Origin of the sequence: Larkinella sp. C7, from assembly GCF_006149005.1 — a bacterium.
In the GTDB taxonomy this organism is placed as follows: Bacteria; Bacteroidota; Bacteroidia; order Cytophagales; family Spirosomataceae; genus Larkinella.
Window position 1 is genome coordinate 962,912 of the sequence record NZ_VBSL01000001.1, and the last position, 22,215, is coordinate 985,126.

Below are 22,215 nucleotides of genomic sequence, written 5' to 3' on the forward strand. Positions count from 1 at the left end.
ACTTTTACAAATTCTCCTCAATCAGTTTCGCCACGTTTTCCCGCCTGAACTCGCCGGAATACAGCACGTTTCCGGTTTTGTCGAGCAGGACGATCATGGGAAAAACACCAATACCGTAGCGTTTTGCCACCTCCTGCGCATCGTATAAAAGCGGGTACGCCGGCTGAATTTTCTGTTTAAAAACCGCTATGACTTCTTTCGAATCGTGCGGATTGATGCCCAGTAGCTCGAAACCGTTGGTTTTGTACTGGTTATAAAGGGCATTTAAGTCGGGGACAGACGCCACACAATAGCCGCAATTCCGAATCCAGAATTCCAGCAAAACGATTTTTCCTTTCAACTGACTCAGCGTGAGTTCGGTCGTGCGGTCAAAAACCGGCAAGGTCCAATCCGGGGCGGTCTGGCCGCGTGGAATGATTTGCAGCTTTTCATCTTCCGGGCTTCCCAGCTTGTACTCATTCCGGTAACTGGAAAAATACCAGGACGAATCAGCCGGCGAAGCTGTTGCATCGAGGTATTGAAAGCGGGTTTTTGTAAAATCCTGGTTGCGGTTGTTGGACTGTATCACTTCAACGGGCAAATGCGTCGCCTTATCGATCAGCAAACGGTATCGGATCGATCGGTCCGCCGTGATCGGACGGTAAGCGCCCAGATAATCGATCACTTTCTGTTTCAGGGTGAAGGTCACTGCATAAAAAGGCTTCGCGTTCACCACGGTATCCTGCACGGTTTTAGGCACCGACGCATCCGAAAGAAGCATCGGCAACGCGTTTCGATACGTAACCGGCGAATCGTAAAAGAACGAAAGCGACTCAAAATTCCGGCGGGCCGGTTGTGCGGTAACCCGCAACGTCTTGCTTTTTCGGTCACATTCGAACTTTTCGGTGCCATTAAAAACCGCCAGTATATCCGCGTTGCTGAACTGGTAGCGAAAGTCCAAAACCGGGTTTACACTGCTAAAATCCAGAAAGCACGCTCCGTTCATCGCGTTGTGGATGCCTTCCGAGACGTAATTCAGTTCCCGGTGATAGCGGTACCGGAGCGTTTTCCGGCCGCTGAGTGCTTGCGAAGTTTTACGAAGTACGTCCTCCGCCGAAACGGTTTCGGACTGTGCCAAACCGGGCGTCTGGGTTGTCATTACCAGAAAAAAGGGCATAAGAATGCCACTGAAAATCAATGATTTCATTGCAGCAGAAAATAAGATTTTGAGGAAAGACCGGAAGGTCTATTTTGTGTTCTTCGCTTTTTTTTGAGAAAGAGAATTTGCCGAAAAATGGGGAGGAGCCAGGGCAATGACACGGGCCTGCTCAATCTGATCGCCGTTCAGTTTTACGAACACATCCATGCCTCTTCCCACGCTGTTTTTTGTAAAAAGGATCAGTTCCGTTGGCGGTTTTGTCCCGGCTTTTTGGTGTTTGAGCTGGATGGTTCTGATCAGGTTGGCCGTTCCGTTGGGCGTATCCACCTCAATTCCCTGATTGTAGAATAGATCGGAAATCCGTCCAACGGCCGCTTTCGTTTTTCCGATTCGCCCCACGGTTTCAGGGGCTATTTTTGGAAATATAAGCACAATCAAAATCACCAGCAGCAAACTGTAACTCACCGTAAAGTGCCAGGATGACGGTTTTCGATTCATCATCCCAATCCGTTTTTTGATGGTCAGTTCGGTGAAATTAGTGGCCAAAGTCACTCGCAAGCCGCCGATGCGCACCAGTATATATTGATAGTTTTTAGCGTCAAACCCGCTCCGCAGCATTTGCTGATCGACCCTGAATTCCAGATTTTCTTTGATCGCCCGTTTCAGAAACCAGCTCACCGGATTGAACCAGAAAAAAACCGTACCCAATTCCGCCAGCAGGACATCCAGCGTATGCCACTCCCGAACGTGAACCCGCTCGTGTTGCAGAATCGGCCCGAGTTCTTCCTCTGAATGTCGGGACGGATTCAGGTAAATGGTTGGCCCGAACGAAAACGGGTTGAAATTTTCGCTGACCGCCCGAAAACGGAAACCCTTGTACGTTGCCGGTTGCGCACGCCGGTGAATGCGGCAGAGCGACAGCAACTGCACCGCCAGCCGGACCGTCATCACGCCAAGGCCGGACCAGAACACGACCACCAGCCACGTCCCGATATTTCCGCCGTCGGTTTGCTGCGGAATGGCTTCCAGTATTCCCCAATCAATCGTCCGCTGAATCGGTCTAAACAGCGTCTCATTTTTCCGGGCAAATTCAGAAAAATCGATCAATGGATAGACAACGGAAAAAATCATTCCGAACAACAGAAACAGGCGATTCAGCCCATAAAAGGTCAGCCGACGAAGGACCAGAAAGTAAGCCAGAAAGAACAGCAGTAAAGCCGCGTTGGCCTGAAGCAGGTATATCAAAACCGGGAGCATATCAGTCAGATTTACGTTTTTCAATCATCTCGATAATCTCCTTCAGTTCATCGGCACTGATCTTCTGGTCTTCGGCAAAAAACGTCACCAGTTCTTTGAAGGAATTCTTAAAATAATCACCCACAAAACCACTCATGAAACGTTTCTTGTACTCTTCTTCGCTAATCAGCGGCTCGTAGCGATACGTATTGCCCCACTTTTTACTCTCCAGAAACCCCTTCCGCTCCAGATTCCGAATCGTGGATGCCAGGGTCGTGTAGGGCGGGCGGGGTTCGGGTAGTTGTTCCAGAAAATCTTTGACAAAACCGCCCTGGCTTTTCCAGATCACCAGCATGGCTTCTTCTTCCTGTACGGTCAGCTTATGCATAACTACGATTTTTTCGTAAATCTACGAATATTTCGTAATTGTGTAATGAAATGCTAAAAATAAAATTCAGGACTTCAGAAATGATTAAAATAGCCCCCGGTTAAAACCGGGGGCTAATGGGATTCGGTACGGATGCAAACGTTCTTTCCTAATTTCGCTCCACGGTTACCCGGGCGCTTCCCGCCGGAATTCCCGCCCCACACGAGCTTTTTAAAGACGTAATCGTGTACTCCGTCGAACTGGTGGGCGCCACCGTCAGCACATACGGATTGAGAAAAGTGCCGTTCACCTGCGTGCCATCGGAGAGCACAAAGGACCAGGGCGGCAATCCATTTTTGAAGGCCACGCGAACTTTGGAGGTCTGCCCGGGCCGGATGGTTCCCTCGCCCGCCACAACGGCCTGACTCACATTGGGTGCCAGAACTTTAATGGAGGTTTCGGAACCCGCCACCGCCGGGCTGGTCGATGCTACCCGCAGCCGAACGGTATTAAGCGTATCTTTCAGGTAAGCCGGACTGATGGCGGCCTTCAAAACCCCGTCTTTGTAGGTGGTCGCCAGACTGACAAACCGCCCGCTGGTGTCGGCCACCTGCACAATGTACTTGTTGTTGGCATAAAACCGCCCCGCCGTCGTAAACGGAACCGCAATTTCGGCACCGTGGCAAATCGTCCGGGCCGACAGATTGCCGGTGGTGATGGTCGAGGGCGGGATGTTTACCTTCACAAACGCCCGACCACTGTACTCGCCTACCCCGCAAGCGCCACCCGCCGAGGTAATGGCGTAAGGCGTCGGGTTGTTGGGCGTCACGCGGATGGTATGCGGGCTTTTGGCAATGTTGTTTTCGTAGGTGCCATCCGTCAACAGAACGAACCACGGCCCACCTCCGCCAAAATCCACGGTCAGTTCGGCGGTTTTTCCTTCTTCGATCTTCACCGTATCGTTCCGCAAAACCGCTACGGCCTGAGCCGCCACGATCAGATTTTCGGCGTTACTGGTAATGGCTGGCTGCGTGGCTACTACCCGGATTTTATAGGCTCCTTTGGGCGAAATACCGTAAGGCAGCCGCGCCATCAGCGGGCTGGCCGTGCCGGAAGCGGAAATGGTCGTCCAGTTGTCGGTGGAATCGGCGAGTTGGGCCACAAAACCGTTTCCGGTCTGGTATTTCCCGGTAGCCGTAAAAGCGACCTGAAAAGGGGTTCCGGTACAAATCCTAAAACCGCCGTTTGGTGCTTTGATCGCGATTTCCGGGTTCGGATTCTCGTTTACATTGACAATGATTTCCCCTGAAACCGTTCCGCTCCCGCAGGGGCCACTGACGTTCACCACTTTGTAAATCGTTGGTTTTTCGGACGTTACCGTCACTTCATAAGGTGTCGTCATGGTGTTTTGCACTTTCGTTCCGTCCGAGAGCACAAACGACCACGGCCCGTGTCCGCTCAGCGCGATGCGGAACGTGGCGGGTTGACCCGGCAAAACCGTTACGGCATTGCTGCCGTCGGCGAGTTCGATGCGGGCACCCGGCGCGGGCAACACCCGAAGTGCCTGCGCCGTGCCGTTGACCACCGGATTGGTGGAAGCGACCCGCAGTGTATACCGGCTTCCTGCCTCCGTTGTGACCGGAATCACACCCGCCAGCGTTCCGTTGCCAAACGGCCCGGCTTTGGCGGGTTCGCTCAGGTTGGTCACCTTTCCAGCCGCATCGACCAGTTGGAGAACAAATTGATTATCCGGTGAAAACCGCCCGCCCGACGAGGTATACGGCACCGAAACCGGCGATCCGGCACAAACCGCCAGACCGTTCAGGTCGCCCGTCACCACTTCCGGCAGCGCCACTTTATGACTGTCAGCCTGGGCGCGCATAGCCGCCGAGTCGATGCGCATGGTGGTATCACGCTGAAAAATGGCTTTATACAGACTGTCTTTCAGGTACTTTTCAATCAGCGTATCCTTCCGGATTTCAATCAGTGTATCGGCAACGGCATGGGATTGGCGGGTTCGTTGGTCCACTCCCGACGCGCCGAGGGTCAACACCCCAACGACTCCCAAAACGAGACTCAGCAACGTAAATTTATTCATGCCTGTGTGGTTCAGCTTCAAAACTTGGTGTTCTTTCCGATTGGGTTGACGAACTTTGCATGGTCACACCATTTTCTAAAAGTGACCTTAAAGGTAAAAACGATAACCGTTTCCGAAATGCAAAGTTCGCTAACTATAACGGAAAGTTTGCAGACCCTGGTACAAAGTTAACACGCTCGCATGAACGAGGAATTGATTCATCTTCAGGTATCCGAAATAATTCCGGAAACGCCCGACACGAAAACGCTTCTTTTACAACCCACCGACGGGCAACCTGTTCCGTATCGGGCGGGGCAGTTTCTGACGCTTCTCTTTCACCACCTCGGCCACGAAGTCCGGCGGTCGTATTCATTGAGTTCGACACCCGGTGGTGATCCGGCAGAACCGTTGAGCCTGACGATCAAACGGGTAGAAAACGGCGAAATCTCCCGGTATCTGCTTGATCACCTGCGGGTCGGCGATACGCTCAGCAGTTTGCCGCCAACGGGCCGGTTTACACTGGAAACCAACCCTGATCAGCAGCGGGATATTGTACTGATTGGGGCCGGAAGCGGTATTTCGCCCCTGTACGGTATTTTGAAACAGGCCCTGCGTGATGAACCGCAAAGCCACATTACGCTGCTGTATTGCAACACCAGCGAACAGCATATTATTTTCTACACCCAACTGGAAGCGTTGCGGAAACAGCACCCCGACCGGTTTCAGTTGATACACCTGCTCAGCCAGCCGTCGGACGATTGGCGGAAAGCGGGTAACATCCGGCGGGGTCGCCTGAACAACTGGCTGCTGGAAACCATGCTGCCCGAGTTGGTGCGTTTTCAGCGCGACAAGGCGCATTGGTACGTTTGCGGGCCGTTTGCGTTCATGCGGATGGTGCAGTTTACGCTGGTCTATGCGGGCATTCGGCTCGATCACATCAAGAAAGAAAATTTTGTAATCGAACCCGTTACCAGAACGCCACCGCCCGAACTGGCACGCGATCACCGCATCCTGCTGCGGTATCGCGGAACGGAATACGACATCGACGTACCGGCTTACAAATCCATATTGCAAGCGGCTCTGGATCATGGCATTCCGTTGCCGTATAGCTGCAAAGGCGGACGGTGTTCGAGTTGTGCAGCCCGATTGAAAGCGGGAGAAGTTCACATGACCATCAACGATGTGCTGACGGAACGCGACCTGGCCAACGGCTGGGTGCTGACCTGCACGGGTTATCCGGCGTCGGAAGGACTGGTGCTGGAGACCTAGCCCACTCCTTTTACTTTTACCGGTTAGAAACTTCATCCCTGAAATTTCTGTTAGATTTAAGAATAAGGCTATCACAACGTGACAGAAAACAACGCTTCCGCCCCAAACACCGGGCTTACAGACATTGACCTAACGGGCTACGAACAGATTGAGGTATTGGGTGCCCGCGAACACAACCTGAAAAACATTGATGTTACCATCCCCCGCAACAAACTGGTGGTGGTAACCGGTATCAGCGGCAGCGGCAAATCGTCGCTGGCCTTCGATACCATCTATGCCGAGGGACAGCGCCGGTACATGGAGAGTTTCTCCGCCTACGCCCGCTCGTTTCTTGGTAATATGGAGCGACCCGACGTCGATAAAATCAACGGATTGAGCCCGGTTATTTCCATCGAGCAGAAAACGACCTCGAAAAACCCCCGTTCTACCGTCGGCACAACCACCGAAATCTACGACTTTCTACGGCTGCTGTATGCCCGTGCCGGTGAAGCCTTTTCGTATGTCACGGGGCGGAAAATGGAGCGCCAGTCACAGGATCAGATCATCGACACCATTCTGACGCATTATGCCAATAAAAAGCTGACCCTGCTGGCCCCCATCGTCCGGGGCCGGAAAGGGCACTACCGCGAACTGTTCGTGCAGATTGCCAAGTTGGGCTATGCCAAAGTGCGCGTCGATGGGGAGGTGCAGGACATTGTTCCGAAGATGCAGCTCGACCGGTATAAAGTTCACGATGTCGAAATTGTGATTGATCGGATTGTTCCGAAACCGGAAGACCGCTACCGGCTCAGCCAGTCGGTGCAAACGGCTTTGAAACAGGGCAAAGGAGCCATGCAGATTCTGGATGAGAAAAATCACCTGACGTATTTTTCACAAAACCTGATGGACCCGGAATCGGGCATCAGCTACGACGAGCCGTCGCCCAATACGTTTTCGTTCAATTCGCCCTATGGAGCCTGCCCGGTTTGCAACGGATTGGGGATTATTGAAGAAATTACGGAAGAATCGGTGATTCCGAATAAATCGCTCAGCATCAGCCGGGGCGCCATTGCTCCCCTGGGCGAATACCGCGAACTCTGGTTTTTCAGGGAGATTGAAGTGATCCTGAAAAAATACAAACTCAGCCTGACGACACCGGTCGAAAAATACCCGGCAGATTTGCTGCATGCCCTGCTCTACGGAACGGAAGATGAATCGACCATGCCGTCGAAAAAAAATCCGGGCCAGGACTATTACAATTTCAAGTTTGAGGGAGTCATTACCTTCCTGAAACGCCAGCAGGAAAGTGCTGATTCGGCGGGACGTTCCGATAAAATTCAGGAATGGCTGAAGGATTTTACGGTAATCAAAACCTGCCCGGAATGCGAGGGTGCGCGCTTGAAAAAAGAATCGCTGTACTTTCGGCTGGACACCAAAAACATCTCCGAACTGGCCCGGATGGACATTTCGGAACTGGCCGTCTGGATGACGGATGTGGAAAGCCGCCTGTCCAACCGCCAGAATGTGATTGCCAAAGAGATTCTGAAAGAAATCCGCAAACGGATCGGCTTTTTGCTGGACATCGGGTTGGATTACCTGATGCTCGACCGGCCGCTGCGCACGCTCTCCGGTGGCGAAGCCCAACGCATCCGACTGGCCACACAGATTGGCACTCAATTGGTTGGTGTTCTGTATATTATGGACGAACCCAGCATCGGTTTGCACCAGCGCGATAACGTCAAACTGATCGACTCGCTGAAAAACCTGCGCGATCTGGGCAATACGGTTTTGGTGGTGGAACACGACAAGGACATGATGCTGGAGTCGGACTACATTCTGGACATTGGTCCGGGAGCCGGTCGGCACGGTGGTCAGGTCGTTGGTGCCGGAACGCCGGAGCAATTCCTGAAAAACGGCAGCACGACGGCGGCTTACCTGAGCGGTCGCCGGGCAATTGAAGTCCCGAAGGAACGCCGAAAAGGCAATGGGAATCAATTGGTAATCAAGGGCGCCACGGGACATAACCTGAAGAACGTAACCCTCAAACTGCCTTTGGGTCAGATGGTTTGCATTACGGGTGTGTCGGGGAGCGGAAAGTCGTCGCTGATTCACGAGACGCTGTTTCCGGTGTTGAACAAGCATTTTTACAAGTCAAAACGCGAGGCTCTGCCGTTCAAATCGGTCGAAGGACTGGATCAGTTGGACAAGGTAATCGAGGTGGACCAGTCGCCGATTGGCCGGACGCCCCGTTCGAATCCGGCGACGTATACCGGCATGTTTTCCGACATCCGAAGCCTGTTTGCCGAACTGCCCGAAGCGAAAATCCGGGGGTATAAACCGGGGCGGTTTTCGTTCAACGTCAAAGGCGGTCGGTGTGAGGAATGCGAGGGCGCGGGGATGAAGAAAATCGAAATGGAGTTTTTGCCGGATGTCCACGTCATGTGCGAAACCTGCAAGGGCAAACGCTTCAACCGCGAAACACTGGAGGTACGATTCAAGGGCAAATCCATCGCCGACGTGCTGGACATGACGGTTGAGCAGTCGTTGGAGTTCTTTGCCAGCCAGCCGAAGATCCTGCGAAAAGTACAAACGTTGAACGATGTCGGATTGGGCTACATCACCCTCGGCCAACACGCCACGACGCTCTCGGGTGGGGAAGCACAACGGGTGAAACTGGCGGAAGAACTCTCGAAGAAGGACACTGGCAAAACCATGTACATCCTCGACGAGCCCACCACCGGCCTTCATTTTCAGGACATTTCCCATCTGCTCGACGTGCTGAACAAGCTGGCCGACAAAGGCAATACGGTTTTGATCATTGAACACAATCTGGATGTGATTAAAGTCTCCGACCACGTCATCGATTTGGGGCCGGAAGGGGGCAACAAGGGCGGTTACATCATCGCCGAGGGAACGCCGGAGAAAGTCGCCAAAACGAAAGGGAGCTATACCGGGAAGTTTCTGGCTGCGGAGTTGACCGCGTTTTCAAACCGTTAAAACGGTTTTTGGAATTGAGAGAAACCGATTCGTGGACCCACGGTTGAAACCGTGGGCTGGTACAAATATCGTTATCTACATTGGAATGTTATTTTGAATCGGTCGACACCGTTGCATTGGGTTTTGGCTCCCAAACCGACATGTTAACACCAGCCCACGGTTTCAACCGTGGGTTCCATAAAACCGGTCTCCCTCAATTCCATAAACCGTTGGTATTCTTCGCTAAATGTCATTTTCTGGTGATGCTGTTCCTGATTGGCAATGTATTGTCGGACCCGTTCAACCTGGGATTCACTCACCGAAAAAGCACCATACCCCGTTTGCCAGGCAAATTTGTCCGGAATAATATTCAGCCCGTTGATGTGATGGGAACTGCTGCCCTTGATCTGCTTCATAACAGCCGAAACCGCTAGTTGCGGTTGTAACAGAAACAGGATGTGAACATGGTCTTCGATGCCGTTGATGCTGTCGACGATACAGTCGGCCTCGGTTAATTCCTGACGGATATGGCGGTATAAGAAATCCCGGACGGTTTTCCGAATGAGCGGCTGGCGGTTTTTAGTCGAGAAAACGGCGTGAATCCAGATTTTGGTTTTGGAATGTGACATCGCGGAAATAGAGGTAGACGACAACCAATCTATTTTGTCACTTCATTGGCGATTCGGCAGAAACCGACGTGTGATTCCCAACACCCGGCCGCTCTGGCAACTCACCAACGATCTGTAGTTCCATTTCCGACTCCGTTCCGATGCCAAGTTCCTGACGCATCTCGTCAGCGGTCTGACTCCGCCCATCGTGGCTCCAGCCGGGAGGAGCCAGCAGGTATCGGATCTTCTGACCGAACGGCCCCGGTATACGAAGGTCTGAAATCAACTTCTTCCACTCGTGAAAAACCAGATTTCCCGGTGAGTGGTCGGTGAGGTTGGTCGTGAGCCCGTAGCGAACGGGGTCTTCCGGGGCTTCTTCGGCAAAGGTGCCAAACAGGCGATCCCAAACAATGAACATCATGCCCATGTTCCGATCCAGGTAGCGAACATTGGACGCGTGGTGAACCCGGTGGTGTGACGGCGTAACCAGAAACCATTCCAGAAAACCGAGACGGCCAACATACTGAGTATGAACGATAATGCCGTAAATCTGCGTTGCGGAATACATAAACACAATGTCCTCGGCCCGAAACCCCAGCAACGCAATCGGGACAAAATAGACGAACCGGTAGAGCGGTTGCAGCACGGAAGACCGAAAGCCAACGGTGAGGTTGAATTCCTCCGAAGAATGGTGCGTGACGTGGATGGCCCAGAACAGGCGGCAGAAATGATCGACGCGGTGTAGCCAGTAGAAGGCAAAATCTTCCAGAATCAGGAGCGTCAGCCAATACAGCCAGGGCGTCGTAATTTCCGTAATGCGATACTGGTAAACCCAAACCAGAACGCCGACATAGAAACCCCGAACCAGCAAATCGAGGCCCATATTGAGCAGGGTTAGGTAACAATTCTGAAGGACGCCTTTGATGGAATAATAAGGCCGATGCTGGAAATAGCTCAACACCATCTCCGCGCCGATAATGAGCACATACAACGGTGTGGAGAGCATGAATAGCAAAGACTCCCGAAATCCAATCATTCTTCAGTGTTACGACGAATACGTCGCAAGTTACGGCATTGAACTACATTTGTAATTGTACTTTGATTAGAAATTCATTAAAAATGAACTTCCTCATTTCGAACTAAAAAAGGCGGTTTTCTCCTACCAGCGTACCTGTCCATCGCCAACCACCACCCATTTTTCCGTCACCAGTTTTTCAAGAGCGAACGGCCCCCGGGCGTGTAGTTTCTGCGTCGAAATCCCGATTTCGGCTCCCAGACCAAATACCCCGCCGTCGGTGAAACGAGTCGACGCATTGGCATACACGGCTGCCGCGTCCACTTCATTCAGAAACCGGTCGATAGCCGCCGGATCGCGGGACACAATCGCTTCGGAATGGCGCGACGAATAGGTTTGAATGTGCGACAGAGCCGCTTCCAAACCGTCAACCACTTTAATGGCGCATTTATAATCCAGAAACTCCCGGCCAAAATCGCTCAGTTGAGCCGGGTGAAGCTGGGGATAACCGGCTGATGCTAAAATACGATAAGCTTCCTCATCCGCAAAAACCTCCACGTTCCATTTCATAAAATCCGCCACCAGCATCGGCAAAAATGTCCCGGCAACAGCCTGATCGACCAGCACGCAATCCAGCGAGTTGCAAACCGACGGGCGCGACACCTTGGCATTCACGACCATATCGCGCGCTTTTGCCAGATCAGCCGTCTGTTCAACATAGGTATGACAAACGCCCGCACCGGTTTCGATGGTGGGCACGAGCGAATTTTGCCGGACATACTGAATCAGCGAATCAGACCCACGCGGAATTATAATATCGACGTACCGCGTAGCCGTCAGCAATTCGTTCACCACCGCCCGGTCAGGAGGCATCAGCGAAACGGCAGCTTCCGGCACGCCAAACTCCGTCAGTACCTGGTGAATCAGCCCCACAATGGCCAGGTTGGAATGATGCGCTTCCTTCCCGCCTTTCAGTACACAGGCATTTCCCGACCGCAGGCAGAGCGAAGCCACATCCAGCGTCACGTTGGGCCGCGATTCGTAAATAACGCCCACCACGCCCAGTGGAACCGCCAGCTTCCGGAGCTGAAGCCCCTGTTCTATCGTCTTTTCCAGTAAAACCTTTCCGCTCGGATCGGGCAGCACCGCCACCACGCGCAGGCTTTCCGCCAGATCGCAGATGCGCTTTTCGTTCAGCAACAACCGGTCTTTCTTCGGATCAGAATCCGGCATGGCGTCCAGATCTTTCTGGTTCTCAGCCAGAATGGTTTCTTTGTTTTCAAAAACCACGTCCGCCAGCCGGTTGAGCAAGGCGGTTTTCTGCTCGTCGGACAGGCGCCGAACCGCAGCCGAAGCAAACTTCGTTTCCTGAAGCAAAGGAGTTACTGTATTCATACAATCCGGTATTTTCACAAAAGTACAATATCATTGGCATTTGCCACCTCCACATTTTGCTGGTTCAATTGTGGCAGTAAGTCCGCCGACGACAGGCGGGCACGGGCTACGGCCACGGTGTTGCCCGCTTCGTCACAAATTTCTACGACTTCGCCAGCCGCGAATTCACCTTCTACCGTCCGAACACCGACGGCCAGCAAACTGTTCCGCCGACCCAAAGCCGCCACCGCGCCGGCATCGACCCGCAGAATTCCGGCCGTCAGGCTGCCACTGCCGAGCCAGCGTTGCCGCGCCGAGGGCGTGCTCACCTGCGGTTTAAACGTCGTGCCGGTTTCGCCCCGCAACGCCCGCAAAATGCCGTCGGGTTGTTTCAGACCAAAAATCGTGACCCGAATGCCCATGCGGGTCGCCAGTTTGGCAAAGGTCAGTTTAGACGCCATTCCGCCCAGGCCCAGGGCCGATTTTTCATCCCGAACAATCCCGAAAACGGATTCATCGACCCGATCGACCTTGGGAATGATGTGATTGTCTTCGTCCAGCAAACCGCCAACCGAGGTACACAGCATGAGTGTCGAAGCCCCAAAACCCACAGCCATGAGCGTGGCGAGTTCGTCGTTGTCCGAAAACTTCAGTTCCCGGTCGCTGACCACATCGTTTTCATTCGCAATGGGAATAATGCCGTTTTTCCACAATTCCTGCACGGTTTCCTTGAGCTGGAGAAACTGCTGGCGGTCGGCAAAATGATGGCGTTCACAGAGGGTTTGGGCGATGGGAATGTTATATTCGGAAAAATAGCGGTTATACACATTGAGCAACAGCAGATTCCCGACGGCAGCAGCGGCTTTCCGCTGGGCCATTTCACCCCGATAGCCTTCGATCAGCCCTTTTCCGGCACCCACCGCGCCGGACGACACCAGCACGATGTGATACGACTGACGCAATTCGGCCACCTGCCGGGCAATATCGGCAATCACGGCTTCATGGAGCGAACCGTCCGGCTGGGTAATCGATGCCGTACCGAATTTAATGACTAAGACTGACACGCTTGAACTGGATTAAGAGACTAAACTAAACTGATGTTACAGGCGATGAAGTGAAAGAAGGGGCAAAAATACGAAAGATTCCGCCAGACCGCGCGAATCGGCCGAAATCGGGGGCAGAAAACCGTGGGGGAACGAAAGACGCTATTAATCCGGCTGATTTTTGAAAAGATGCGCCAGAACCGGCTCCGTAAAATTGGCTTTTTTTTGCAGCGTTTGCTTCAACCGCTTCATGTATTCCGGTCGTGGAATTTCAATGGCACCAAACCGCCGGACATTATCGTTGATAAATTGAGTGTCCAGCAGCTCAAATTGTTGTTTTCTCAAGATTTCAATCAGGTAATGGAACGCTACTTTTGAGGCATTGGGCACCTGATAAAACATCGACTCACCAAAAAAAACTGCTCCCAGCGCAACGCCGTAGAGTCCGCCGACCAGACAGTTATCGATATACGTTTCCACGCTGTGGGCCATTCCCATCTGGTGTAAATCCATATAGGCTTCGATAATTTCTTCGGAAATCCAGGTGCCGTCATTCTCCGAACGTGGCAATGCACACTTTCGCATAACTTGCTCAAAATCAGCATTAATACGAATCTCGAAAACCTTTTTGTTCAGGACAGGCCGCAGCGATTTAGCGGGTTGATACGTGTCCAAAGGAATGATGGCACGGGGGTCGGGGGAGTACCAATACAGCGTATTGTCCGTGTCGGCCATCGGAAAGATTCCATTGATGTAGCCATAAATCAGGTCATCAGAAGACAGACGATACATGGAGATTCGCTAAGGTTCTCCAACAAATATATAAAAATAATGGTTTGTAAAAAATGGCACGATTACTGAACGTTTCTTCAAAATTATCGTTATTTTATTGCACAAGCGGAACAATTCCTTTATCATTGTCCCGCTTTTTGGCAAACATAAAAATGGCAACACGCGTCTATCTACCGACATTCTACCACACAACGCCATTTCGGTTCAGGTCCGAAAGGACCCGACCTAATTGCTTGCCTATGCGGTGAGCATCCGCTCCTGCGGTTCAGCCCTTTCTCATTTTCATTTATCAACAAACTTTTTTGATCACACGATCCAACCGGTTATTCGCCGGACAAGGGTGCATTCATTCGATCAAACGACGATGATTTCAGAAGTAAACAACGATACGTATGTAGTTCAGGTGGCCGATGAAAACCACCTTCAACTGGCCGAAGCAATCTGCAAAGAAATGGAGGAGAGCGCCAAGGCACGGGGGACGGGCATTGCCAAACGCTCGCCTTTGTACCTGATGGAGAAAATGCTGGAAGGCAAGGCGATTGTGGCGACAACGAAAACCGGCGAATGGGTGGGTTTTTGTTACATCGAAACCTGGCAGCACGGCAAGTTCGTCGCCAACTCGGGCCTGATCGTCCATTCTTCTTTTCGGAAGAGCGGCATTGCCACCCGCATCAAAAACGAAGCCTTCAAGCTTTCGCGCAAGAAATATCCCGACGCCAAAATCATCGGCTTGACGACCAGCCTGGCGGTGATGAAGATCAATTCGGATCTGGGCTACGAACCTGTGACGTTCAGCGAATTACCGGCAGATGATGCGTTCTGGAAAGGCTGTTCGAGCTGTGTCAATTACGATATTCTGACCCGGACCAACCGGAAACACTGCCTCTGCACGGGCATGTTGTATGATCCTGAGCAGCACAAAAAGACGGAAGAGAAAACCGAAAAGTGGAATTTCCTGAAGGAATCGAAGCTGTATGAACGCTGGATGCGCATCAAGCAACGCATTCTGATGCGTTTTCAGGATCGTCCCCGGACAAGGAAACCCGAACGTGAGTTGGAAACCGTCGGATAATAAAGTCATTGTAAAGGTATTCAAGTGATTTTAAGTCCCTTTCGGCGGTCGGCTGGAAGGGATTTTTTAGTTTTGTGTCTTACATACAATCTGAGCTGTCCCCAATCCGGTCAGATCAGCCCTTTTTATTCCATACGTCCCACAGTTCACCGTGATGTCTCAACAGAAAAAAGTAGTTCTTGCGTTTAGCGGAGGTCTCGACACCTCGTTTTGTGTTAAATACTTATCCGAAGATCTGGGGTACGAAATCTACTCCGTGCTGGTCGATACCGGCGGTTTTTCGGAGGCCGATTTGAAAACCATCGAAGACCGGGCCTATTCGCTGGGCGTGAAGCACCACACTGCCATCGCCAAAACCGACGATTACTACCAGCAATGTTTAAAATATCTGGTGTATGGTAACGTACTAAAAAACAACACCTACCCCCTGAGCGTCAGTGCCGAGCGGATTTTTCAGGCCATCGCCGTTGCCGAATACGCTAAATCCATTGGTGCCAATGCCATTGCGCACGGCAGCACCGGCGCAGGCAACGATCAGGTACGGTTCGACATGGCATTCCGGATTATTGCCCCCGAAGCCGAAATCATTACGCCCATCCGTGACCTGCGGCTGTCGCGCGAAGCGGAAATCGACTACCTGAAAGCCAAGGGCGTGGAGCAGGAATGGCACAAAGCCGCCTATTCCATCAACAAAGGCTTGTGGGGAACGTCGGTGGGCGGTCGCGAAACGCTGACTTCCAACGGTTTTCTGCCCGAATCGGCCTGGCCAACGCAGGTGACCAAAACCGAACCGGAGCAAATCACGCTGCATTTTGAAGCGGGTGAACTGAAAGGCATCGGTGCAGAACCGGTCGGAGATCCCGTTCAGGCCATTCAGCAACTGACGGCGCTGGCCGGACCGTTTGGCATTGGCCGCGATATTCACGTCGGCGATACCATCATCGGCATCAAAGGCCGGGTCGGTTTTGAAGCCCCGGCTCCGCTGATTATCCTGAAAGCGCATCATGCCATCGAAAAGCACGTCTTGACCAAATGGCAGCAATACTGGAAAGACCAACTGGCGAACTGGTACGGCACGATGCTGCACGAAGGCCAGTTTCTGGACCCCGTCATGCGGAACATTGAGACCTTCCTGACCGACACCCAAACCCACGTCACGGGCAAAGTTCACGTTTTGCTGGCCCCCTATCGGTTCCAGGTGCTGGGCATCGAATCGCCGTTCGACCTGATGTCGTCCGCGTTCGGCAGCTACGGCGAAATGAACAACGCCTGGACCGGCGAGGATGTCCGCGGCTTCTCGAAAGTCATGTCGAATCAGTTGATGATTTATGGGAAAGTGAAGGAAAGCAATTCTTAAAATGATGAATGATGAACGATAAATGATGAATGTAAAGATCCCAGGGTAATCCATCGGATGCTTTTACAATCATCATTCATCGTTCATCATTCATCGTTCATCATTCAAAGCGATTGAACGTAATCATCGACGCCAGCCTTCCGGGTATTGGCTTTTACCACCGTCAGGCCAAAACGGGTGTGAGTCGCGTAGCCGAGCAATTGGTGAAGGGACTGCTTGCCTCGGAGCAGGTGCAGCTTTCACTGGCCGCACCAACCAACCAGGCCGAAACGTTGCGGTATGCGCGGGAAACCTTCGGAACACAGGCTCCGCCCTTGATCAACCGCCCGGCCGAACAGCGCTGGGCGAAGCTGGAAAATACCCTGCTTGGTCCGTTTGCGCCCCAAAGCCTGCCGTCGAAGGTGATTCGGCAGATTTTCTACCGGTCCCGAAAAGCGTTGAAAGGCGAACAGGCCCGGTTTTCGGCGGAACTGCTGCCGAACGGAGCCATTTATCATTCGCCATTTTTTGCCATTCCGGACGACATTGGACGAATGCCGCACGTTCGCAAGGTGCTAACGGTGCATGATTTGATTCCCATTCACCACCCCGAATGGTTTCCGGCGGGCGAGCGGGCCGTCAAAGAGGCAATCCAGAACCTGCCCAAAGACGCGCACGTCATTACCGTTTCCGAAGCGACGAAAGTAGATTTTTGCCAGTTTACCGGTTTTGATCCAGCCCGCGTAACCGCCATTCATCTGGCGGCTTCACCGGCCTTGTTTTACCCGGTAACCGATGCCGCACGAATCAAAGCCACGCAACAACGCTTCGGCTTGGGCCACGAACCGTATCTGCTTAGTCTGGCGACGCTCGAACCGCGCAAAAACCTCGATCACCTCATCCGCTGTTTTGTCCAACTAGCCGAAAGCAGGGAGTTGCCGACGGCAGTGAAACTGGTATTGGTCGGTACAAAAGGCTGGAAAATGGATCAGGTTTTGAGCGAAATCGCGAAGAATGAAAGCATTCGGTCGCGGCTGATTTTCACCGGCTTTGTGCCTGACGAAGACCTGGCCGCTATTTATTCCGGCGCGCTGGCCTTCGTGTATCCATCGTTGTTCGAAGGCTTTGGCTTACCGCCCTTAGAAGCCATGCAATGCGGTTTACCGGTGATTACCTCAAACGTATCGTCGTTGCCCGAAGTGGTTGGCGATGCGGCCATTCAGGTGTCACCTACCGACGCCGACGCCCTCGCCCAGGCCATGCTGACGGTCGTTCGGTCGACAGATTTACGCAACGAATTAGCAACCCAAGCGCTCCGGCGGGCACAATTGTTCTCGTGGGAACGTTTCACCAGTGAGCACATCAGGCTCTATCAGACATTATGACTAAACTACGTATCGGGATTATCGGCGGAGCGGGCTACACGGGTGGCGAGTTGCTGCGTATTCTCATCAACCACCCCAACGCCGAAATGGCCTTTGTCCACAGCAAAAGCCAGGCAGGAAAACCGGTTTACAATACCCACACGGATTTACTGGGCGACACCGATTTGACCTTTTCCGGAGACGACACCCGCGACCTGGTCAACCAAGCCGACCTCTCTGTGATTTTTCTGTGCTCCGGCCACGGCGAATCCGCGAAGTTTCTGGCGGAAAATCCGATCCCGGAAACGCTGAAAGTAATTGATTTGAGTACCGATTTCCGCGATCAGTCGAACGGCTTTGTATACGGTTTGCCCGAATTGCAACGCGAACGCATCCAATCCGCAACCAAAATTGCCAACCCCGGCTGTTTTGCCACCAGCATTCAACTCGCTTTGCTGCCTCTGGCGCAGGCCGGACTGCTCACGGAGGCCGTTCAGGTGAGTGCCATTACCGGCTCCACCGGCGCGGGGCAATCGTTAAGCCCAACCACCCATTTCACCTGGCGGAACAACAACGTTTCGATTTACAAAGCCTTTACGCACCAGCACCTGACGGAAATTCGCCAGAGTCTGAATGCGTTGCAACCCGGTTTCGATCAACCGATCCACTTTGTTCCGTACCGGGGCGACTTCACCCGCGGTATTATGGCCAACGTCTATACGCCCTTTGCCGGGAGCCTCGACGAAGCCCGTCAGCTTTTCGACCATTATTATCACGGCCATCCGTTTACGCACCTCAGCAACACGCCGGTGGATGTGAAGCAGGTTGTCAATACCAACAAATGCCTGATTCACCTGGAAAAACACGACGGTCAGTTGCTCATTAGCAGCGTAATCGATAACCTGACCAAAGGCGCATCGGGCCACGCCGTTCAAAATATGAATCTCCTGTTCGGGTTGCCGGAAGATACGGGACTGCGACTGAAAGCCGTTGCGTTTTAACTTTCTCAGGGGGCCGGATCACACAAAATCCGACCCTTTTTTGTGAGTTATTGGCTCTACACCGCCAGTTATCGACTCCCGCTGGCCGGCGGTTTCGAAGCCCGTATCTTTGTATTCATACGTAGCCGACGCAACAAAGAAACCTGATCGTCGTTGATCTTCATTTAAACGCGGACGAAAGTCCGTGGGTACGTAGGTGGTTTGAAGTTTTGTCTTATTTTTACAAAAAACATTCTAATCCCATGGAAAAACCGTTCACGGCGAAACCGTACCCCTGGCTAAAGCATTATCCGGAGGGTATTCCTGCCGATATAAATCCCGATGCCTATTCATCCCTGATCGACCTGATCGATGAAGGATGCCAGCGGTTTGCCAGTCTACCGGCTTACGCGAACATGGATAAGCAACTGACGTTCCGGGAAATTTATACGCTTTCGGGACACTTTGCTTCTTACCTGCAAAACAACCTGAAACTGCAAAAAGGCGACCGCGTTGCCATTCAAATGCCGAACCTGTTGCAATATCCGGTGGCTATCTTCGGCATTCTCCGGGCCGGTCTGGTGGTTGTCAACACAAACCCGCTGTATACGCCCCGGGAAATGCAGCACCAATTCAAGGATTCGGGCGCGAAGGCCATTATCATTCTCGCCAATTTTGCCGCAAATCTGGAGAAAATCATCGACCAAACGGACATCAAACACGTCATCATTACCAATGTAGGTGATTTGCTCGGCTTTCCGAAGAAGCTGATTGTCAATGCTGTCGTGAAATACGTCAAAAAACTGATTCCGCCCTACCATCTGCCTCAGGCGGTTTCGCTGGCTGATGCGCTGAGCCGGGGGAGCCGTCAGCCGTTGCAGAAAGTTCAGGTTGCGAACACCGACATGGCCTTTGTTCAGTATACGGGTGGCACCACGGGGGTTTCGAAAGGGGCCATTTTGACGCACCGCAACATCATTGCCAACACAGAAGCCGGTTGTTACTGGATGCAGATCGACCGCATGAAGACGGACCAGTGCGTGATCATTACGCCCCTGCCCCTCTATCACATTTATGCCCTCACCGTCAACGCCATGCTGGCGCTCAAGAGCGGTTGCCTGAATGTGCTTATCACCAACCCGCGCGACATGAATGCGTTTATCGACGAGATGAAGAAATACAAATTCAACATGTTTGTCGGATTGAACACGCTCTACAACGGGTTGGTCAATCACCCCCGGATCAATGAGGTCGATTTCAGCCACCTCCAGATTTCGTCGGCGGGCGGCATGGCGCTGCAAACGGCGGTGGCCGAACGCTGGAAAAACCTGAGCGGGAATGTGATTTCGGAAGGATACGGTTTGTCGGAAACCTCGCCGATTCTTTCGTCAAACCCCTGCGACGGCACGGCCCGGCTGGGAACGATCGGTCTGCCGCTGCCGAGTACGGAGCTGAAAATCGTGCAGGAAGACGGCACCGAAGCGCCGATGGGGATGCCGGGTGAAGTGTGGGCGAAAGGACCGCAGGTTTTTCCGGGCTACTACAACCGCCCCGACGAAACCGCCAAAGTGATGGAGGGAGACTGGTTCAAAACCGGCGACATCGGGGTGATGGACGAAGACGGTTTTTTCCGGATTGTCGACCGCAAGAAAGACATGATTCTGGTTTCGGGCTTCAACGTATACCCCAATGAAATCGAGGATGTGATTGCCCAGTGTCCGGGCGTACTGGAAGTGGCCTGCATCGGTGTACCTGACGATAAATCGACGGAAGCCGTCAAAATTTTTGTGGTCAAAAAAGACCCCAACCTCACGGCCGAAGACATTCTCAAGTACAGCAAAGACCAACTGACCAACTATAAACGACCGCGCCACATTGAGTTTCGGACCGAGTTACCGAAAAGCAATGTCGGCAAGATTCTCCGACGGCCACTGCGCGACGAGGAACTTGCTAAACTCCCGAAAAAGTAAAAGACAAGCGGTTGAAAAACCGCTTTTTTTGTGCCTCAGGCCACGGCATACTGCGTCGTAAGCGGAAGGAATTCCTGCTGAAAGGCAACCACCAGCCGCATAAAATGCGTAGTTTTCCGACGCGAAACTTCAATTTCGCACCCATTTGTCAGACAGATGGTTGTGCTTTTCCCCGGGCGGATTTCCTGTAGATACAGCAGGTTGATGATGCTTTTTTTGTGGGGTCTCACAAAGATTTCCGTCGGCAGACGGCCTTCCAGTTTTTTCAGCGTCAGCGACACGATCATCTCGGAACCGTCGCTAAAATGCACCACCGTGTAGTTGCCCTGCCCTTCGAGCCAGGTAATTCGGTACGCCGGAATTTTCCGGCGCTGGCCCCAGAAAGGCAGGACGATGTCTGACAGATTCAGATGGCGGGTGACGGCTTGCAACTGGTACTCGGAGTAACTATTTCTGGGGGTGGAATGGATTTGTAATTTCATATACGTAGCCGTTGTATATTGATCTTCTACAAAAATGGCTCATATTATTTGATAAACGCAATGTTTTTTCAACATTTTACCCTCGAACAGCAAAAATATTTTCAACTTCTTTAGTCTAATGCCGTTTTACTGCATTACAACGCCATTTTTAGTAACATTTGGACGGTTTGCAACTTTGAAAACCGCCATCGTGTTTGATTCAGATAGGCTTTCATTCTTCGTACACTCTTCATGGCTACTTTATTAGATTTTGTTGGGAACACCCCATTGGTTGAATTAAACCGTATTCACTCACATCCAGGCGTTAAGCTGTACGGAAAGATGGAAGGACACAATCCGGGCGGCAGCGTGAAGGATCGTCCGGCCTACAGCATGATCAAGGGAGCCATCGATCGTGGTGATCTTAAACCGGGTATGAAATTGATCGAAGCCACGAGCGGGAACACCGGCATTGCACTGGCCATGATTGCCCGGCTTTACAACGTTGAGATTGAACTGGTTTTGCCCCAGAACTCGACTCGCGAACGGATTCTGACCATGCAGGCATTCGGAGCAAAAGTGACCCTGCTGGAAACGATGGAAAGCGCCCGCGATTATGCCGAAGAACAGGCCACAAAAGGCAATTATTTTCTCCTCAATCAATTTGCCAATCCTGACAACTACTTAGCCCATTACCGCACCACAGGCCCCGAAATCTGGAAAGATACTCAGAGTAAAATTACTCATTTTGTTTCAGCCATGGGGACCACCGGCACCATCATGGGAACGTCCCGGTATCTGAAGGAACAGAACCCGGCGGTTCAGGTGATCGGCTGCCAGCCTTCCGAAGGGTCACAGATCCCGGGAATCCGGAAATGGCCTGAGGAATACCTGCCCAAAATTTTTGAACCCAGCCGCGTCGATCGCGTCATTGAAATGTCGCAGGACGACGCCACCCGGATGACCCGCCGGTTGGCCCGCGAAGAGGGAATCTTTGCCGGGATGAGCAGCGGAGGGGCCGTTTTTGCCGCCCTTAAGCTGATTGAAGAACTGGAAGAAGGTGTCGTGGTCTGCATCATCTGCGACCGGGGCGACCGGTATTTGTCGTCCGATCTGTTTGGCAGTTAACCGAACAACGCAACGGCCGGGGAATGGCTG

Annotated in this window: 18 protein-coding genes; 8 read left to right on the forward strand and 10 right to left on the reverse strand. The window is 52.4% G+C overall.

Translation table 11 applies throughout. The annotated features are described in order from the left end of the window. Nucleotides 1–4: 4 nt before the first annotated feature. The 4 genes from FH871_RS03855 to FH871_RS03870 all read right to left on the reverse strand — a co-directional run bounded on the left by FH871_RS03855 (nt 5) and on the right by FH871_RS03870 (nt 4,839). A complete protein-coding gene (locus FH871_RS03855; RefSeq protein ID WP_138989982.1) occupies nt 5–1,186 on the reverse strand; it encodes a peroxiredoxin in 1,182 nt (393 codons plus the stop codon). A 39-nt stretch (nt 1,187–1,225) separates the two neighbouring features. Next, complete coding sequence (locus FH871_RS03860) at nt 1,226–2,395, reverse strand: M56 family metallopeptidase (protein ID WP_138989983.1); 1,170 nt, start codon at nt 2,393–2,395, stop codon at nt 1,226–1,228. Nucleotide 2,396: 1 nt separating this feature from the next. Then, nucleotides 2,397–2,762: a BlaI/MecI/CopY family transcriptional regulator gene (locus FH871_RS03865; RefSeq protein WP_138989984.1), complete on the reverse strand. Its 366-nt coding sequence runs from the start codon at nt 2,760–2,762 to the stop codon at nt 2,397–2,399. A 148-nt stretch (nt 2,763–2,910) separates the two neighbouring features. Continuing rightward, a complete protein-coding gene (locus FH871_RS03870) occupies nt 2,911–4,839 on the reverse strand; it encodes a hypothetical protein (RefSeq protein ID WP_138989985.1) in 1,929 nt (642 codons plus the stop codon). Nucleotides 4,840–5,019: 180 nt separating this feature from the next. On the opposite strand from FH871_RS03870, the gene FH871_RS03875 reads away from it, so the two are divergent. Next, entirely contained in the window at nt 5,020–6,087 is a 1,068-nt protein-coding gene (locus tag FH871_RS03875) for a ferredoxin--NADP reductase (RefSeq protein WP_138989986.1), read from the forward strand. Nucleotides 6,088–6,165: 78 nt separating this feature from the next. Then, entirely contained in the window at nt 6,166–9,063 is a 2,898-nt protein-coding gene (gene uvrA, locus FH871_RS03880; RefSeq protein WP_138989987.1) for an excinuclease ABC subunit UvrA, read from the forward strand. A gap of 143 nt (nt 9,064–9,206) precedes the next feature. Here uvrA and tnpA read toward each other — a convergent pair whose 3' ends face one another. From tnpA to aat, 5 genes are all read right to left on the reverse strand, one after another. After that, nucleotides 9,207–9,671 (reverse strand): IS200/IS605 family transposase, encoded by a 465-nt coding sequence (gene tnpA / locus FH871_RS03885; RefSeq protein WP_138989988.1) that lies wholly within the window; start codon nt 9,669–9,671, stop codon nt 9,207–9,209. Between the two features lie 37 nt (nt 9,672–9,708). Continuing rightward, nucleotides 9,709–10,686: a sterol desaturase family protein gene (locus FH871_RS03890; RefSeq protein ID WP_138989989.1), complete on the reverse strand. Its 978-nt coding sequence runs from the start codon at nt 10,684–10,686 to the stop codon at nt 9,709–9,711. Nucleotides 10,687–10,809: 123 nt separating this feature from the next. Continuing rightward, complete coding sequence (locus FH871_RS03895; RefSeq protein WP_138989990.1) at nt 10,810–12,060, reverse strand: glutamate-5-semialdehyde dehydrogenase; 1,251 nt, start codon at nt 12,058–12,060, stop codon at nt 10,810–10,812. 14 nt (nt 12,061–12,074) lie between these two features. Next, nucleotides 12,075–13,103: a glutamate 5-kinase gene (proB, locus tag FH871_RS03900; RefSeq protein WP_138989991.1), complete on the reverse strand. Its 1,029-nt coding sequence runs from the start codon at nt 13,101–13,103 to the stop codon at nt 12,075–12,077. A 144-nt stretch (nt 13,104–13,247) separates the two neighbouring features. Then, nucleotides 13,248–13,874, reverse strand: coding sequence for a leucyl/phenylalanyl-tRNA--protein transferase (gene aat, locus FH871_RS03905; protein ID WP_138989992.1), 627 nt, complete (start codon nt 13,872–13,874; stop codon nt 13,248–13,250). Between the two features lie 364 nt (nt 13,875–14,238). On the opposite strand from aat, the gene FH871_RS03910 reads away from it, so the two are divergent. The 5 genes from FH871_RS03910 (at nt 14,239) to FH871_RS03930 (ending at nt 20,596) form a co-directional block, all read left to right on the forward strand. After that, on the forward strand, nt 14,239–14,946 hold the full coding sequence (locus tag FH871_RS03910) for a GNAT family N-acetyltransferase (RefSeq protein WP_138989993.1): 708 nt from the start codon (nt 14,239–14,241) through the stop codon (nt 14,944–14,946). 154 nt (nt 14,947–15,100) lie between these two features. Continuing rightward, on the forward strand, nt 15,101–16,303 hold the full coding sequence (locus FH871_RS03915) for an argininosuccinate synthase (RefSeq protein ID WP_138989994.1): 1,203 nt from the start codon (nt 15,101–15,103) through the stop codon (nt 16,301–16,303). Between the two features lie 113 nt (nt 16,304–16,416). Next, complete coding sequence (locus FH871_RS03920; protein ID WP_138989995.1) at nt 16,417–17,667, forward strand: glycosyltransferase family 1 protein; 1,251 nt, start codon at nt 16,417–16,419, stop codon at nt 17,665–17,667. Beyond that, a complete protein-coding gene (argC, locus tag FH871_RS03925) occupies nt 17,664–18,647 on the forward strand; it encodes an N-acetyl-gamma-glutamyl-phosphate reductase (RefSeq protein ID WP_138989996.1) in 984 nt (327 codons plus the stop codon). The genes FH871_RS03920 and argC overlap by 4 nt, the downstream gene beginning before the upstream one ends. 242 nt (nt 18,648–18,889) lie before the next feature. Then, nucleotides 18,890–20,596 (forward strand): AMP-binding protein, encoded by a 1,707-nt coding sequence (locus FH871_RS03930; RefSeq protein WP_138989997.1) that lies wholly within the window; start codon nt 18,890–18,892, stop codon nt 20,594–20,596. Nucleotides 20,597–20,631: 35 nt separating this feature from the next. Here FH871_RS03930 and FH871_RS03935 read toward each other — a convergent pair whose 3' ends face one another. Continuing rightward, nucleotides 20,632–21,078 carry a LytTR family DNA-binding domain-containing protein gene (locus FH871_RS03935; RefSeq protein WP_225309452.1) on the reverse strand — a complete coding sequence of 149 codons (447 nt, stop codon included), beginning with the start codon at nt 21,076–21,078 and terminating at the stop codon, nt 20,632–20,634. A 231-nt stretch (nt 21,079–21,309) separates the two neighbouring features. On the opposite strand from FH871_RS03935, the gene cysM reads away from it, so the two are divergent. Then, nucleotides 21,310–22,185, forward strand: a complete 876-nt coding sequence (gene cysM / locus FH871_RS03940) for a cysteine synthase CysM (protein ID WP_138989998.1) — start codon at nt 21,310–21,312, stop codon at nt 22,183–22,185. Nucleotides 22,186–22,215 lie beyond the last annotated feature (30 nt).

Bases quoted from the DNA above. Each gene is read 5' to 3' on its own strand.
- FH871_RS03855 (WP_138989982.1), bottom strand. From the start codon at position 1,186: ATGAAATCATTGATTTTCAGTGGCATTCTTATGCCCTTTTTTCTGGTA.
- FH871_RS03860 (WP_138989983.1), bottom strand. From the start codon at position 2,395: ATGCTCCCGGTTTTGATATACCTGCTTCAGGCCAACGCGGCTTTACTG.
- FH871_RS03865 (WP_138989984.1), bottom strand. From the start codon at position 2,762: ATGCATAAGCTGACCGTACAGGAAGAAGAAGCCATGCTGGTGATCTGG.
- FH871_RS03870 (WP_138989985.1), bottom strand. From the start codon at position 4,839: ATGAATAAATTTACGTTGCTGAGTCTCGTTTTGGGAGTCGTTGGGGTG.
- FH871_RS03875 (WP_138989986.1), top strand. From the start codon at position 5,020: ATGAACGAGGAATTGATTCATCTTCAGGTATCCGAAATAATTCCGGAA.
- tnpA (WP_138989988.1), bottom strand. From the start codon at position 9,671: ATGTCACATTCCAAAACCAAAATCTGGATTCACGCCGTTTTCTCGACT.
- FH871_RS03890 (WP_138989989.1), bottom strand. From the start codon at position 10,686: ATGATTGGATTTCGGGAGTCTTTGCTATTCATGCTCTCCACACCGTTG.
- FH871_RS03895 (WP_138989990.1), bottom strand. From the start codon at position 12,060: ATGAATACAGTAACTCCTTTGCTTCAGGAAACGAAGTTTGCTTCGGCT.
- aat (WP_138989992.1), bottom strand. From the start codon at position 13,874: ATGTATCGTCTGTCTTCTGATGACCTGATTTATGGCTACATCAATGGA.
- FH871_RS03910 (WP_138989993.1), top strand. From the start codon at position 14,239: ATGATTTCAGAAGTAAACAACGATACGTATGTAGTTCAGGTGGCCGAT.
- FH871_RS03915 (WP_138989994.1), top strand. From the start codon at position 15,101: ATGTCTCAACAGAAAAAAGTAGTTCTTGCGTTTAGCGGAGGTCTCGAC.
- argC (WP_138989996.1), top strand. From the start codon at position 17,664: ATGACTAAACTACGTATCGGGATTATCGGCGGAGCGGGCTACACGGGT.
- FH871_RS03930 (WP_138989997.1), top strand. From the start codon at position 18,890: ATGGAAAAACCGTTCACGGCGAAACCGTACCCCTGGCTAAAGCATTAT.
- FH871_RS03935 (WP_225309452.1), bottom strand. From the start codon at position 21,078: ATGAAATTACAAATCCATTCCACCCCCAGAAATAGTTACTCCGAGTAC.
- cysM (WP_138989998.1), top strand. From the start codon at position 21,310: ATGGCTACTTTATTAGATTTTGTTGGGAACACCCCATTGGTTGAATTA.